The organism is Pelagerythrobacter sp. (genome assembly GCF_041912895.1).
Taxonomy (GTDB): domain Bacteria; phylum Pseudomonadota; class Alphaproteobacteria; order Sphingomonadales; family Sphingomonadaceae; genus Pelagerythrobacter.
Genome location: NZ_JAYSGI010000001.1, coordinates 595,697 through 609,270, shown reverse-complemented (window position 1 = coordinate 609,270; position 13,574 = coordinate 595,697). Strand labels below are relative to the sequence as shown.

Genomic DNA, 13,574 nt, shown 5'->3' with positions numbered 1-13,574 from the left:
TGGCACAGATGGGGTCGTTGGCTTTGTCCGGTAGGTTGATCTTATGCGGCAATCTTGGCCTGGGTCTGCGTCGTTGAGGTAATCGACCAGTTCGCCCTCGATATAGTTCGAGCCTCGGTAATCGGAGTTTCCCGCGACGCTCCCATTATCGGCTAGAGGAAAGACGAGTAAACTGGGCGTTACAATGGTCATCCACGGAGATCGAGCGCGGACGGCCGGTGATCCGACTTAAGAAATCACACCACTATGGCCACGAGACGTCCGATACATTCTACCGACCGCCTTCATTTCCGATGCGCGTTGCAGCGAGAATTTTAGTTTGGCTTTTCGGTGGCTAAAGTAAGCCACGTCGCCGATGGGGTACTCTGGTCTCCGACGCGGAGGTGAAGGATCTAAGGGGGGCTGAATGCGGCCGAAGCTTTCGTATCATAGCCGGTTCACAACGTTCGACATTCCAAGGGGCGGCCGGTTCAATAAGTCTGGGTACGACCGCGACGTCGAAGCGCTCGAAGCTCTGCATGTCTGGACCGGCACTTCGACCGGTTTGTCACTATGGGAAAACCAGAAGGAGGCGATCGCGCTAGGCACCGCCTATGTTCGTGCCGCCCAGCGACCGGGGCAGGAAGAAGCGGCGCTCATAAAGATGCCGACAGGGAGCGGTAAGTCCGGTGTGATCGCTGTGCTCACGCGCTGTCTGCCTGATCTTCGCCGCGCACTGGTGCTAACGCCGCGAGAGGGGCTGGTTCAGCAGATGCACGGGGATATCCGTCGTAGGTTCTGGGCCAACATGGGCTGCGCCGACGCGGGGGGCGGAGACTGGCACGGCCCGGGGGTTGATCCCGCCCTGATCCGGGTCCTCCTTCCGAATACCAGACGAACCGAGTCGATCTGCCAACAGGCGAGCGACCACGATCGTGTTGTACTGATCGGCACCCTTCAAGCCCTCGACAAAATTCGGAACGATCGAGACCGCCTCAAACGAAAGGCTATGACGGGTCCGCTGGACGATCGCCAGTCGTCCGAGCTTGACCGGCTCGAGCGCATCCTGGCCCTGCTGGCCACCTTCGACCTCGTGGTCGTCGATGAGGGGCACTACGAGCCTGCACCGTCATGGAGCCGAAGCGTGCGATCTCTGGCCTGCCCGACTCTCCTCCTGAGCGCCACACCTTTCCGCAACGACTACAAGCTTTTCTCGGTCCGCGGCGCATTTGCCTATAACTTTCCCTTCCCGAGAGCTGCCGAGGCCAAGATCGTTCGCGACGTGCAATTCGCCGATCTCGCCGCGCTAGACGGCACTGCTCCGGCGATCGCCTCATCACTTGATGACACCGATCAGCAACTGACCGAAGCCGACAGAAACGCGATCGAGACCTTCGCGAGCAGACTGCTCACACTCGCCCCGTCCTTCCTTAGGGACAAGCCTACGGGATCGAAGATTATTGTCCGAGCCGCTTCGTGGAGCGCGCTGGCGGCGCTGCAACCCCTCCTTGCAGGCGAGGGACAATCGGACGCCGTGTTGATCCACGACCAAGTACGCAAAGAGGAAAACCGTAAGGCCTATCCAAAGCGCTTCGTGACCGTGAAGCAGGCACAAGCGACATCCGACGGGGCGACATTCTGGCTGCACCAGACCAAGCTACTTGAGGGCATCGACGACGCAACGTTCGTGGCCGTCGCGATCCTGGACGACTTCACTAACGATCGCCAACTGGTTCAGCAGATTGGTCGCGTGTTGCGCTCAACCGACGCAAAACGCGAGAAGGCTCAGACGGCGACAGTAATTGCGCGCAACGCTGAGCAACTCACACGCCTCACGACGAGCTGGAGCCAGTACTTGGCCTTCGAGACGGCAGGCGAGACCAGCTTGGCTAGCATAATCCCGGGCGAAGCCTACCTGCCTGAGAAGATCATCCCGCAGATGCCCGACCAGCAATATGTTGATGGGCGCTTCCGCGAGAGACTGCCCGTCATGGGGCCGATAGATCGGGATGATCTGCTGGTTCCCCGGCGCGCCGCGATTTTTACCATTGGCGCAGGCTTCGACAACGCGCTCGCTGAGACGGAAACGTACGAGGCCATCCTGGTTCGGAACCGGTTCGTCGTAAACCCGATCACCCGGCTACCGGAAAATGTGTGGGGCTGGACCTTCTTTACGGTTGGCGAAAGTCCTTACTTGAGTCGCCACTTCGTCACCGAGTGGCAGTTCGGTTTGACGTTGCTAGTGCGGGTGAACAGCCACTTGTTCGTCTTTGACACCGATGGTGTGCCCTTCGATCCCCACAAGATCGGCGTTGAGCGGCTCGACCGGGAGGTGCTGTTACGCTTGTTCGGCCCGAGCAGTGACGCGCAGAAAGTTCGAATTACCAAGCTCGCAACCGCATCTCTCGAGATGGCGGACCGCGCGATTCGAGCCATGACGACGAGCACTGCGTCCTTCGAGGACACGTTCACGGACCTCCTCGACGCCGTCCTACTGCCAACCAACGTCGCTGGGTATGTCGGTAACACCGCGCGCTACCTTGGACTCAGTCGCTCAAAAGTCACCGACGCAGATGCCCGACGGATCGGCGTCGACGAGTACATGCGATGGGCAGAAGCGGTGGACAACGAGCTCACTACCGTCGCAACGGCCAACCGGGTCTTTGAGCGGTTCGCGCAGCTCACAACTCCCGATCCAGACAAGGCGAAGGCGCCCAAAAACATACTGCTTGATCTGCAGCCGCTCGACGATTTCGGTGTTTTCATTGCCGACCGCGAGGGCCAGCCTTCAATGTCCCAGTCCCCGGCTGTCCTCGACCTGTGCGCCGACATATCCGACGGCAGTTTCCAAGTCACTATGATCGACGGACGTAAGCTCGACTGCGCGATCAGCTATAACCCTAAGTCCGGCCGCTATACGCTCACGAGCGACAGCCTTAACGCAGAGTTCGGTCAAACTCTCTCGGCATCGGGCGCCCTCATGACTCTCACTGAACGCATAAACACCGATCAGGCTTTCCGCATCCTCACCGATGAGACCGACAAGGTCTATATGCACGGTAAGTGGGCTAAGGCCCGGGACATCGTCTCCAACAACCGGGTCCCCGCGCTCGACGTTGCCGTCGCGGTGCCTGCTTTGAAAGATACCTTTCTGGAGAAAGGGGAGGCTGCGTGGGCGGCTGGGGACGATGCCAAGTGGAGCAAGGAGTCAATCTTTGGGCTGACCAAGCGCTACATTAATCTCACCGGCCCCGCGCCCGATCCCTACGCCGAGGCGCTTCGTGAGTTTCCCCTCATTCTGCTCGATGATGACGGCCAAGAACTCGCCGACTTCATCCTCGTGTCTGACACGAAGGTGGCGCTCCTTCACGCGAAGGCCCTCGGAAAGGACGAAAGCGACAACAGCGCGTCGGTGACTGCCATGCAAGAGGTCGGACGGCAGGTCGCAGCATCGCTCGGCTTCTTTATAACCTCATCGCCTCAGATTGAGGATGACCGGTGGCAGCGTGATTACACGGCGAACAAAACAAAAATCCCGTCGCCCCCGTCGGGGACCATCCGCGTGTTCAGGAACAACGATGGCATCGCCGACGGCGATCTGGCTGACAAGGTGCGGTCGGCATTGCGCGACCGCCGCATCGCAAAGGAGGTTTGGATCGTCGCAGGTCGCCTCTTGAATATAGAAGTGGCGGAACAACGCGCACTAGCGAACACGCTTTCGAACCGGACACGACAGCTGATCATGTACATCGACGGCCTGGCGACAACGTGTGGGCGGGCGAATGCCAAGCTGCGAATATTTGCGCATTGAGCAATATGCAGCATGCGTGCGTGGCTCGCAGTGCGCCGTAGGTGGTTAAAGCGATCGCAGAATAGCGTCCGCTCGTGGCATGCGCGCAGATCCCGCCGAATGACCGGAATGAGGGCGCAAAGCCGCCGTCGGCAAAGAGACTATGACCGCTGCGAAAGTGCGATCACAAGTCTGGCGGCTAGAGCCTCTTCCGCCTTCTCACGCCGCTCCTGCGCTTTTGAGACGAGCTGCCGTTTGGAGTGATCCGGCATGCTGACGATGGCAGCAAGCACAACAGCTTGCAGGAGGTCAGGGTGCGCGGTCATCATATTATCCGACTTGCTTGCTGTGCGTCGGGACTTCGCAGCCGTTCCACCAGCGACCGCAGGCTGGCAGTGACGACGAGAGTGGCGGCTCCCATTTTGATAACTTCGATCTCGCCTTTGCCGATAAGCACATAAAGCGTGCTGCGCCCGATCCCGAGATAGCGACAGGCGTCTGGTACCCGCATGACAATCGGTTCGATGACTTGGTGCCCGCTACGTTCGCGAAGATGCTCTGTCGTGCCTGCAAATGGCATAGCGGTCGATCCTTTCATCTGTGGGGTGATGACGGACCGACCTGGGGAGCAGGGGAGGGGACAGACCGGCCCGCCATCGACACCGAGTATCGACTGAACAGGCGGTCCAGCGCCACATGACGTTCCTACGCTGTCGCTGCCGTTATTACGCTGCAGCGCCGAAGCCTGAGAGCGAGCTAACCATTCGCATTCACCAAAGTGCATGCGAACGGCGAGGGACGTCCACCTTCAGGCGGATTGTCCAGAAAACATAACATCCGAGGTTAAGTGCCGTCGCTAAGGCAATTGAGAATAAACGCCTTTTCCAAGTAAGCGCCGCGGGGCCAGTTCGAGCGCCATCGCACATTGCTCAACGAATCCAACCACCTGCAGCATGGCCGACGACGCTGCTTCTATCTTGCAATCCAAAATCACTAGATATGTCAGACGTCTACGGACAATTCCGGTTATCGTAGAAGAAGAATACGCAAGACGCGCTGCCCCTGCAATTCTATTGCAATAGTGCTGCATATTAAACGGCATAAAGCGGCTAATGTGAGGGGCTATAACTTGCAGAAAACTCGCACCGATATTGTTGCTGGGAGACATTTGTGACACGGTCAAACCATCGACGGCCCCCTTTCCCAACATCACCAAACTGCGCTTGCGTGGGTGCCGAAATGGTAGAGACGTGTCTTCTCGACCAGCAGCGGAGCAGTGCATGAGCAACCAGAAGAAACGGTCCCGATGCTTTCGCTTCGCGCGCGCCAAGGTCTGAGAGACAGCAAACGAATTGTTATTGCGGTTGCTTTCGGAACCGTTCCGAAGTTGTTCGAGTGTAGGAAATGGCGGGATTAAGCTGCCGTTTGAAAGCGAGCCCTGAAGCGATAGCTTTGCGCCCCAGTTTCGGCCATTGCAGCCATATCCGTTTCTTGCCCAAAGCGGCCATTCGCACGAGAGTGACCGTTGTCACCCTTCACACGGGTGGGGTCGCAAGTTCAGTCCTTGCCGCGCCCACCATCTTTTTAGATACTTAGCTGGATAGATGGCCCGATCACTTCGGCCAGGAGTATTTTCGGGGTAGCGAGACGAGCTTCCCTATTCGCCCCATGCCTTCGGCTTCTCGACCGGGACCCGGCGGACATTCGCGGACTTGAACTCCATCACCTTCTCGTCCGCGAGAGCGGCCTGACGGTCGCCCTCCTCCTTGTCTGCCACACCGTCTATCAGGCGCTTTTGCAGGCGGACGATATCGATGTCTCTCCACACCACGTAGCCCATCCGGGCAGAGCATAGACCGAGCGCGCCACCCAGCGCCCCGGAGACGATCCGGCGGACCCAGACATTCCACGTGGCCGCCGTCTCGCTCCCGATCACCGAGAGCGACACGATAGCAACGAGCGTCACCGCGATGATGGCGATGATCCAGCCGTACTCCTTCGACAGCCGGACAATGGCGGCGGTGAGGCCCTTCCGGTCAGTAGGCTCGAGGCTCTTCCACTCAAGCGTCGGCATCCCTCGATTGAGGCGGATGAATACGGCGGCAACCATGATGGACAGCGCGACCATGAGCGGCTGGAACGCGCCGAACAGGCGCTCGAGCGGGACCGCCCAACCGAACAAACCGGCGGCGGCGACAGTCGCAATTATGGTCAGCGCTCTGGCCATCAGGCCTTGATCTTTCCGTCCTTCACGAACCGAGAATATACCTCTTGGAGCTGGTCCGCGACGTTGTCGAACTCCAAAAGATTGCTGCCTTCATGCGGCAGATGGAAGGGCATCCGGGTACGCAGGATAGCGTCGCCATCCCTGATCTGGCCGTCCTTGCCTTCGATTTGCACTTGGGCATCCGTCTCGTCCGCAAGGTCGTTCGCGATGCTCTGAAACTTCTTGCGTGATTCTTCGGTGCGGCGGCCCCGGACCTTCACATGGGCCTCGACCGCAAGATACTCTTCCGGGCCGAGGCTTTCAATCAGCGACTCAGCCTCCTTGTCACCGAATAGCGCCCGAATCATCGGCACGGCCTGCGCCATCTGAGCGAACTTGTCCTTCACCGCGCGGGAGGTACTCACCTCCTTGGTCTCGGTCTCATGCTCGACCGTGATGACCTGCGGCGCGGATTTCCCGCGCACCCGGAGATTGCGTATCTCGCCAATGTCCCCGGCCGTCATGGTCTTGTCGAACTCCGCGTTGAGCTCGAAGCTGAGGCCTGGGTCTGCGACAGCGCCCCGGACCTTCAACAGCCAGTCGAGGTACTGGCGAACGAGGTCAGGGGTCATCGAATGTGTTTTCACGAAGAGGACATGGTCCCCGATAGCAAGCCAGTAGGCGAGACCCCGAATGAACTGTGACCCCGCCGGGGGCCTCGCTCTCGTTCAGGTCATAGACCGTCGCAGTGGTGAGGTCGGAGAGCTCGATCTCCGCGGCCTCCATCTTGAGCAGCGCCTGAAGGTCCTTCTCTTGCGCCAAGCACATCTCACCGAACACGGCACTGGAAAGGTCAGCGACCTTGTTCAGGAATATCTTGCGCCCGTCGCTATCACCTACATCGAATATCCGGTCATCGGGGCGTGCCCACAGCTTCGATACGCCGTTCTCCGTGTTGAGAGCTTCGCGGCAAAGGACCTCGAGTGACTTGCCCTTGAGCAATGTCGCGTCCGCAGGCGTGAAGCGGCGATAGTGGACCATGTGATAGGCGTTGGCCATCATTCCCCCAATCAATTGGCGTGGCTTTTGAAGCTGTTATTGCCTGATGCGGAGGAAATGCCAAGTAAACAGGGCGATGGAGCATAGTGTTGTCCGCCGTCCTGTCGATCAAACCGCGTAGGGGCTGGTTTCGCTCGCCCGATTGGTGCACGGACCGCACAGCCGATGATGCGAGCCCTCGCTCTCGAAGGGCTTGCGGCATTGGAGGCAAGGCCGGGTCTCGGTGGGCATGGGCTCGCCATGCACGTACCAGCGCTTGCGCCCCATGTGTGTCAGGCCCGCGTTGCTCACGCGACCTCGAGCATGGCCAGAATCGTCCCGGAGGCCCGGCGCTGGCCCGCGTTCATCGCGTCGCGGACGAGGTGCAGATGCAAGCGGGCTGGCGGCCCGTGCCGCACGGACGAGGATGCCGTGGCGGGAGAACTCGGCCAGAAAGGCCTTCTTACGGCGGTCGGTCAGCTTCACGGCCGGAAGGTAGCTGGCGAGGCCAACGGAACGAACGGCGAAGCATTGATAATAGGTCAAACGCAGCTTGACCGCCCCAAACCCACTTTGAGCAGACCGCATTAGGTTTGACACCCTCAAAATAGCATGCCAAATGGGTTTTGAGGAGGCCAAAACGCGATTTGACCCCCTCAAGTCTGTAACTCAGCAATAGGGGATACCAATGCTGATCACTTTGACCGCCGAGGAGTTTAGCAGCTTCTCACCCACCACGCGAGCCGAAATCCTCGGCCTCGCCAATGTGAAGCCGAGCATCGACATGGCCGAACTTCCATCGGGCTTCGATGAGGAGGACTTCGATGACGTAGTTGATCTGACCCCGAGCCAAATTGAGGAGTTCATGGAAGGCTGTTCGGAACAGACCATCGCTGGGCTTCGCGTATTCGCGGAACATGGCCCCGTTATCCGGGCAAAGCTTCTGAACGAGGCTGGCATCGAGAACTATGGTCATTTTCAGGGTCGCGTTACCAAACGCACCCGCACCGTTACCAAGGTTCCAGGAGCATATCTGTTCACTTGGGATGATTGGACCGAGCATTCTGACCAAGTCGGCTTTTATGCAATCACCCCGGCGACGCACCGGGCGCTTCGCATCTACTTCGAGCTCGATTGACCACAGATAATCCGGGAGGCGGTCAATGACCGCCTCCCTTTCACGCTCGGCAATTCGACCTACCGCTTAAGCTTATCCTCAGGCACGTCCGAGAAGCCCCCGACACTTCCAATCGAGCCGTAGTTTCCCGGGTTGCCGTAGTTGCCGACATTCCCATAGTTGCCATAATTGCCGTAGTTCACCGATCTGTGCGGCGAATTGTTCCGATACAGTAAGCGGTTCTCATACATGATCTCGCCCAAATAGCGGCCGCTCATGTCAATGAAGATGCCTTGATCCTCGAGATAGTGTCCGATGTTCGGTCCATTCGTCGCGTGAAGCTGACCATTCACGAAATTTGCAATGTGCCTTCCTCGAATGTTAAATAGGTACTTCACAGCGATCTCCCTGTTTCCTTGAACACCATAGCACTGCGGCGGAATAAGGCATTGGTTCAAGCGGAAAGTCGGAAGTTTGTAATACTTCCTTTTGTGCGCAGGGCTGCAACTTCTGCTTTCTCTCACTCTCTCCATAAAACCGGACAGACTGCTTGCGGCCCAAAAACTGCCGGAAGGTTAGGGCTGCTTCGAACGGGTGAAATGGGTTTAGAGCAGGATCGCTTTACGGATGCCCGCCGCACAATCTGGCAAGTCTTTGCGTTATAGATTACTGCTTGTCTGGTCTTGCCCGCGCTTCCGCCCTGAGCTTCTCGAGCCGCTCCGAACACACCTCGTGCACCACGCGACCAAGCTCCTCAACCTGCTCGCCCAGCCATTCGAGCTCTTCCTTAGTGATGCGATAGTGCTTCGAGTAACGCGCTTTGACGTAGGCTTCCCTGAGCTTCTCGAACCTTGCGCGATCTTTACGATTGTCGCGCGGCCAGACGTAGGTCAGGCGTGGATCAACACGCTCGGCCTGCGTGCGCAGGAAGCCAAGGTTGTGCACATGGGGCGTGTAGAAAGTGCAGACCAACAAAGCCGTATGGTACATTCGCTCGGCAGATTGGTGGAGATCGAAGACCGCTTTCTTGAACTTACCACGTGCCTTGGCATCGACATAGCCATCGAAGAAATCTGACGCGCTCGGCATCCAGTCTTCGAAATACTCCTGAGCCATCTTGAGCGCCTGCGTCGGCGTCTTGGGCTTGGGTGTATGCAGTTCGGTGTCGTCGAACTGGTAAAGTGCTACTCCGTCCTGCTTCACATCCATGAAGAAGTAGCGGCCATGGGCTAGCCCATCGTTCACTTCCTGCAATGTATGGACGATGAAGTTGACTGGCGTCTTCAGCGTTCCGGTCACACCGTATTCGCGCATCAGCCGGTCATCAAGCCTGGACCAGTATTTGACCCTGTCCGCCAGCCGCTTGTCGTTGACGATGATGAGGAGATCATAATCCGACTGATAGCCCTTGGCAGTATGCGGCTCGTCGACCCAGGTGCCGCGCGCATAACTGCCGTAGAGGATGACCTTGAGTATTCGGCCAGCCTTCTTCCATTCGTGCTTGGCGAGCGCGAAGGCATCGTCGAACTCTGCGAAGATCAGTTGCACGACGCGCTCGATCTCGCGCTGCTTTTGCGGTGGTAGATGATCGAGATCGGTCTTCATCGATTAAACCTTAGCAAGCTGCTGCGCTGCGTGCACCTGCTGAGTGCAGCAGCGCGCGGCGACGGCGCCACCCATAGCGCTGAGGAGCCGCGCGCGGAGCGCTCCACGTTAGCAACAATCCGGTAAGGATTGTTGTTAGGATAGTTAAGGGCCGCTGGAGCCCAGCAATCCTGCGGGTTTGCGCGATGTTTCGGTTCCTAATCGTCCGAACTTTCGGTTCCTGATAGTCCGAACCCCGCGGTTCCTGATAGTCCGAACACGTGACAGGTTTATCCACAGGGACCGGCATGGCTATGCGGTAACGGGAGAGTGGAAAAGGCGGCCTGTTCGAAGGTGGTCTGGATGCCTTACGGTTCACGGATTGCTTCACTGGATTACGCATCGCCTCAGCTTCCCTTGCAGCAATGGGTAGCCCAGTCTTCCATCAACAGTTTGCGCTTCTCCAGCAGATTGCCGCGCCGGTAGGCTGCCTCTGTCTTGTCCTTCACCACATGCGCCAGCGCTGCTTCTGCCACATTGCTCTGGTGACTGGTCTCCTCGCTCGCCCAGTCGCGGAACGCCGAGCGGAAGCCGTGAACCGTGCAACTCTCTTTCATCTCGCGCAGCAGCTTGGTCAGCGTCATATCGGACATCGCCTTCCTCCCCCGCATGCCGGGAAAAACGAGGTCGCAGTTTCTCACGCGCAGTTCCATGCAGCGCTCGATGATCCGTACTGCCCGATCGCACAGTGGCACGACATGCTCGCGATTGGCTTTCATCCGCTCCTTCGGAATGGTCCATAGTTTCCCATCGAGATCGAACTCATCGAACACCGCATCGCGCACCTCGCCCGAGCGGGCCGCGGTCAGGATCGCAAACTCCAGCGCCAGTCTGCTGTAGCTTTCACGCTCGCGTAGCCGCGGGATGAAGTCGGGCACCTTGACATAGGCCATGGCCGCGTAGTGGCCTTCCTTCTTCGGCTGGCGCGGCAGGCCTTTGGTGATCGCGCGCATGGGCGCCTCGCTGTCGCGATATCCCGAGGCATAGGCCCAGTCGAGCACGGTCCCGATCCGCTGGCGCACCCGGCGTGCTGTCTCAGGCTTGGCCAGCCAGATCTCGGCCAGCACATTGCGGATCATCGGTCCCGTGATGTCGTTGACCTGCACGTTGCCAAGATGGGGGAAGGCATAGGCCTCCAGCGTCCTGATCCATTGCTGCTCGTGTTTCTCGTTGCGCCAGGTCGATCTATGCTGGGCGAGTACCTTGGCGGCAGCTTCCCGGAATGTGGGAATGCCTTCCGCTTTGCGGCGCTCGAACAGCGGGTCCAAACCAAGTTCGACCCAGGTCCTGACCTCGCGTGCGCGCTCGCGCGCGGTCGCCAGCGATATTTTCGAAGCGCTTCCCAGACCGAAATCGCGGCGATTGCCGTTTTTCTGCACCCGGACCATCCAGCTCTTCGTGCCGGACGACTTCACCACGAGGTAAAGCCCGTCGCCATCGCCTAATTTGCCGGGTCTGGTGGCGGCCTTTACCGCTGTTGCCGAAAGCTTTCCCATGGCTTCAAATTCTCCCACATTTATTCCCACAAATCCAATCGGACAGCGATGGATGAGTATGGACAGTGTGGGACCCGAATCACCTGATAAGCCGCGCAAATGCTTGGCTTTTTCAGGTCATCGGCGGAAAATGAGGGAAAGGGTGGTGGCGGACAGGGTGGGATTCGAACCCACGGTGGGCGTGAACCCACGGCGGTTTTCAAGACCGCTGCCTTAAACCACTCGGCCACCTGTCCGTCATCGGCGCGCTAGCCGTTGTCGCGTCGAATGTCATCATCGTCGGCGTCGGTTCGCCCGCATCGCGACCGCAACCGTCGAAAATCATTTGCGGTTCACTTGCGCTCTGCCACACAGCGGGGATGATAACCCGCGCCCTGCTTTCCCTCGCCCTCGCATCCGCGACCCTGTTCACGCCCGTGCCCGCCGCGGCGCAGGACATGCCGTTCGACGCCTATCTCCAGATCCTCATCGCCCGCGCGCGCGCTGAAGGGGTGAGCGAGGCGACGATCTCGCGTATGACGCAGGGGCTCGAGCCGAGCCAGCGCGTGGTCGAGCTCGATCGCGGGCAGCCCGGATCGCCCACCAGCAGCGGCTTTCCGGCGCTGGCGCCCTATATCGCCACGCACGTCGATGCGGCGCGGATCAACGGCGGGCGCAGCGCCTACAGCCGTTCCTCGGGCACGATCCGCGCGATCGAGAACCAGTACGGCGTGCCCGGCGAGATCCTCGTCGCGATCTGGGGGCACGAAACCGCCTACGGCAACGTCACCGGCAGCTTCGATCTCGCGCAGGCGCTGGCGACGCTGGCGTGGGAAGGGCGCCGCCGCGATCTGTTCGCGACCGAGTTCGTCGACCTGCTCAAGGTTGCGGACAAGGGCTATCCGCGCTCGCAGCTCAAGGGCAGCTGGGCGGGCGCGTTCGGCAATCCGCAGTTCCTGCCGAGCGTCTACCTGCGCCTCGCGACCGACGGCGACGGCGACGGACGGGCGAACATCTTCAGCAACGATGCCGACACGCTCGCCTCGATCGCCAACTATTTCCGCGACGCCGGGTGGCGGCAGGGTCAGCCGTGGGGCGTACGCGCCTCGGTGCCGAGCGGGTTCGACTGGGGCGCCGTGCGGAGCAAGGTCACCGCGCCGGTCTGCCCGCGCGTCCACGAGCGGCACAGCCAGTGGAAGACGGTGCGCGAATGGCGCGCGCTGGGCGTGCAGCCGCAGCGGCCGCTGGCAGATGACGTCATGGCATCGCTGTTCCAACCCGACGGCGCGGGCGCTCCGGCGTGGCTCTTAACCGCAAATTATAGGGTTATCCTCGAATACAACTGCTCCAATTACTACGCGATGAGTGTGGGGCTTCTGGCAGATGAGATCGTCCGGTGACCTGTTTCGTGGGGGCCTCGCATTCGGCCTGAGCCTGGCCTTGGCCGGATGCGGCGGCGGCGATCGCCCCCAATCGGTTGTGGCCGCACAGCCCGATGCAACCGGCCCCGCAGCGGACTACCCGATGGTGCTGGGCGACCCGTTCACCGTCGATGGCGTCGAATACGTGCCGACCGATGCGATGAATTACGACGAGGTCGGTTATCTCGCCGCCGATGGCGCGGCCGGGCCGGGCGTGACCGCTTCTCACCGCACACTGCCGCTGCCGAGCTATATCGAAGTCACCTCGCTCGCCAGCGGACGAACGATCCTCGCGCGGGTCGAGCGGCGCGGACCGATGACGGGCGCGCGCCTGCTCGCCCTGTCGCCCGAAGCGCTGGCGCAGCTCGGCGAAGCAGAGGGCGCTGCGGTGCGCGTGCGCCGGGTCAACCCGCCCGAAGTCCAGCGTGCCGAGCTACGCGCCGGCCGCGCCGCGCCGCTGCGCATGGACACGCCGGAAACGCTGCTCGGCGTGTTGCGCCGCAAGCTGCCGGGCGATGGTTCGGCCAGCCTTGCCGGCGCGACGTCGCCACCGGTTCCCTCGGGCGTGCAGGCGGGCGCTGCGCCCGAGTCGGCCCCCCAGCCCACAGAATCGCTCGCGCTCGCACCGCTCGAAAGCGCCGCGACGCCGCGCACGGCCCAGGCCCGGACGCAAACCCCGCCGGCACCCGCAGCAACCGGCACATTCGTCGTCCAGGCCGCGGCATTTTCCAGTGAAGCGAACGCGCAGCGCGCCGCCAAGGCCCTCGGTGGGTTCGTGGCAACGTCCGGCCGGCTCCACCACGTCCGCACCGGCCCCTACCAGACCCGTGGACAGGCCGAAGCCGCGCTCGCCAAGGTGCGCGCCGCCGGTTATAGCGACGCCAGAGTTTCCACCACGCAATGA

11 protein-coding genes and 1 tRNA gene are annotated in these 13,574 nt (G+C 60.4%); 4 read left to right on the top strand and 8 right to left on the bottom strand.

Features of this window, described 5'->3' with window-relative positions; translation table 11 throughout:
• Positions 1-406 precede the first annotated feature (406 nt).
• The gene (locus ACE3QC_RS03080) at positions 407-3,790 is read left to right on the top strand and encodes a DEAD/DEAH box helicase (protein WP_374405640.1); all 3,384 of its coding nucleotides are present in this window, start codon (positions 407-409) and stop codon (positions 3,788-3,790) included.
• A gap of 304 nt (positions 3,791-4,094) precedes the next feature.
• On the opposite strand, the gene ACE3QC_RS03075 is transcribed toward ACE3QC_RS03080, so the two are convergent.
• From ACE3QC_RS03075 to ACE3QC_RS03060, 4 genes are all read right to left on the bottom strand, one after another.
• The gene (locus ACE3QC_RS03075; RefSeq protein WP_374405639.1) at positions 4,095-4,367 is read right to left on the bottom strand and encodes a helix-turn-helix domain-containing protein; all 273 of its coding nucleotides are present in this window, start codon (positions 4,365-4,367) and stop codon (positions 4,095-4,097) included.
• Between the two features lie 1,059 nt (positions 4,368-5,426).
• On the bottom strand, positions 5,427-5,996 hold the full coding sequence (locus ACE3QC_RS03070; protein WP_374405638.1) for a hypothetical protein: 570 nt from the start codon (positions 5,994-5,996) through the stop codon (positions 5,427-5,429).
• Entirely contained in the window at positions 5,996-6,607 is a 612-nt protein-coding gene (locus tag ACE3QC_RS03065) for a hypothetical protein (RefSeq protein ID WP_374405637.1), read from the bottom strand. Before ACE3QC_RS03065 ends, ACE3QC_RS03070 begins: the two co-directional genes overlap by 1 nt.
• Positions 6,597-7,034 (bottom strand): hypothetical protein, encoded by a 438-nt coding sequence (locus ACE3QC_RS03060; RefSeq protein WP_374405636.1) that lies wholly within the window; start codon positions 7,032-7,034, stop codon positions 6,597-6,599. The genes ACE3QC_RS03065 and ACE3QC_RS03060 overlap by 11 nt, the downstream gene beginning before the upstream one ends.
• A gap of 667 nt (positions 7,035-7,701) precedes the next feature.
• Here ACE3QC_RS03060 and ACE3QC_RS03055 point away from each other — a divergent pair.
• Positions 7,702-8,151 (top strand): hypothetical protein, encoded by a 450-nt coding sequence (locus ACE3QC_RS03055; RefSeq protein ID WP_374405635.1) that lies wholly within the window; start codon positions 7,702-7,704, stop codon positions 8,149-8,151.
• Positions 8,152-8,210: 59 nt separating this feature from the next.
• On the opposite strand, the gene ACE3QC_RS03050 is transcribed toward ACE3QC_RS03055, so the two are convergent.
• The 4 genes from ACE3QC_RS03050 to ACE3QC_RS03035 form a co-directional block, all read right to left on the bottom strand.
• Complete coding sequence (locus ACE3QC_RS03050) at positions 8,211-8,408, bottom strand: hypothetical protein (protein WP_374405634.1); 198 nt, start codon at positions 8,406-8,408, stop codon at positions 8,211-8,213.
• Positions 8,409-8,796: 388 nt separating this feature from the next.
• On the bottom strand, positions 8,797-9,735 hold the full coding sequence (locus ACE3QC_RS03045) for a HEPN domain-containing protein (protein ID WP_374405633.1): 939 nt from the start codon (positions 9,733-9,735) through the stop codon (positions 8,797-8,799).
• A gap of 386 nt (positions 9,736-10,121) precedes the next feature.
• Complete coding sequence (locus ACE3QC_RS03040) at positions 10,122-11,270, bottom strand: tyrosine-type recombinase/integrase (RefSeq protein ID WP_374405632.1); 1,149 nt, start codon at positions 11,268-11,270, stop codon at positions 10,122-10,124.
• Between the two features lie 146 nt (positions 11,271-11,416).
• Positions 11,417-11,506 (bottom strand) — tRNA-Ser (locus ACE3QC_RS03035).
• Positions 11,507-11,629: 123 nt separating this feature from the next.
• Between ACE3QC_RS03035 and ACE3QC_RS03030 the strand changes: the two genes are divergently transcribed.
• Both ACE3QC_RS03030 and ACE3QC_RS03025 read left to right on the top strand, forming a co-directional pair.
• A complete protein-coding gene (locus ACE3QC_RS03030) occupies positions 11,630-12,649 on the top strand; it encodes a lytic transglycosylase domain-containing protein (protein WP_374405631.1) in 1,020 nt (339 codons plus the stop codon).
• Positions 12,633-13,574 (top strand): SPOR domain-containing protein, encoded by a 942-nt coding sequence (locus ACE3QC_RS03025; RefSeq protein ID WP_374405630.1) that lies wholly within the window; start codon positions 12,633-12,635, stop codon positions 13,572-13,574. Before ACE3QC_RS03030 ends, ACE3QC_RS03025 begins: the two co-directional genes overlap by 17 nt.

Coding starts and splice junctions, on each gene's coding strand:
- ACE3QC_RS03080 (WP_374405640.1), top strand. CDS start 407: ATGCGGCCGAAGCTTTCGTATCATAGCCGGTTCACAACGTTCGACATT.
- ACE3QC_RS03075 (WP_374405639.1), bottom strand. CDS start 4,367: ATGAAAGGATCGACCGCTATGCCATTTGCAGGCACGACAGAGCATCTT.
- ACE3QC_RS03070 (WP_374405638.1), bottom strand. CDS start 5,996: ATGGCCAGAGCGCTGACCATAATTGCGACTGTCGCCGCCGCCGGTTTG.
- ACE3QC_RS03065 (WP_374405637.1), bottom strand. CDS start 6,607: ATGACCCCTGACCTCGTTCGCCAGTACCTCGACTGGCTGTTGAAGGTC.
- ACE3QC_RS03060 (WP_374405636.1), bottom strand. CDS start 7,034: ATGGCCAACGCCTATCACATGGTCCACTATCGCCGCTTCACGCCTGCG.
- ACE3QC_RS03055 (WP_374405635.1), top strand. CDS start 7,702: ATGCTGATCACTTTGACCGCCGAGGAGTTTAGCAGCTTCTCACCCACC.
- ACE3QC_RS03050 (WP_374405634.1), bottom strand. CDS start 8,408: ATGAGCGGCCGCTATTTGGGCGAGATCATGTATGAGAACCGCTTACTG.
- ACE3QC_RS03045 (WP_374405633.1), bottom strand. CDS start 9,735: ATGAAGACCGATCTCGATCATCTACCACCGCAAAAGCAGCGCGAGATC.
- ACE3QC_RS03040 (WP_374405632.1), bottom strand. CDS start 11,270: ATGGGAAAGCTTTCGGCAACAGCGGTAAAGGCCGCCACCAGACCCGGC.
- ACE3QC_RS03030 (WP_374405631.1), top strand. CDS start 11,630: ATGATAACCCGCGCCCTGCTTTCCCTCGCCCTCGCATCCGCGACCCTG.
- ACE3QC_RS03025 (WP_374405630.1), top strand. CDS start 12,633: ATGAGATCGTCCGGTGACCTGTTTCGTGGGGGCCTCGCATTCGGCCTG.